At 67.7% G+C, this 310-nt stretch carries 1 protein-coding gene; it reads right to left on the bottom strand.

Features of this window, described 5'->3' with window-relative positions; translation table 11 throughout:
• Window positions 1–50 precede the first annotated feature (50 nt).
• The coding region (locus OQ02_RS45480; protein WP_033443864.1) for a hypothetical protein at window positions 51–310 on the bottom strand (260 nt) is incomplete at its 5' end.

The raw sequence follows: 310 nt of genomic DNA, 5'->3' as shown, positions 1-310 counted from the left end.
GTGCTGCGCCGCCGCTGACCGGCCCGCCGGGGCGGGCCGGCCACCAGGGCTCAGTACCCGGACGTCACGTACAGGCAGTTGGTGTAGCTGTAGCCCGGTTCGATCTTCGCCTTGCTCGACTTGGTGTCACCGGCCGTGGACGTACCGGTCGACGCCCGCTTCTGGAGGAAGTGGTAGTCGCCCGCGGGCAGCCACAGGGTCGCCTTCGGGTACTTCGAGGCAGGACCGGTGCAGGCCTTGATCTTCTTGCCCTGCGAGAAGATCGGGCCGGGGTACTTGGTGCAGGTCCCGCACGAGGTGAGCGTGATCT

This window comes from Saccharothrix sp. NRRL B-16314, assembly GCF_000716595.1.
Taxonomy (GTDB): Bacteria; Actinomycetota; Actinomycetes; order Mycobacteriales; family Pseudonocardiaceae; genus Actinosynnema.
The sequence above is the reverse complement of the archived record's forward strand: the minus strand, read 5'-3'. Positions and strand labels throughout refer to the sequence as shown.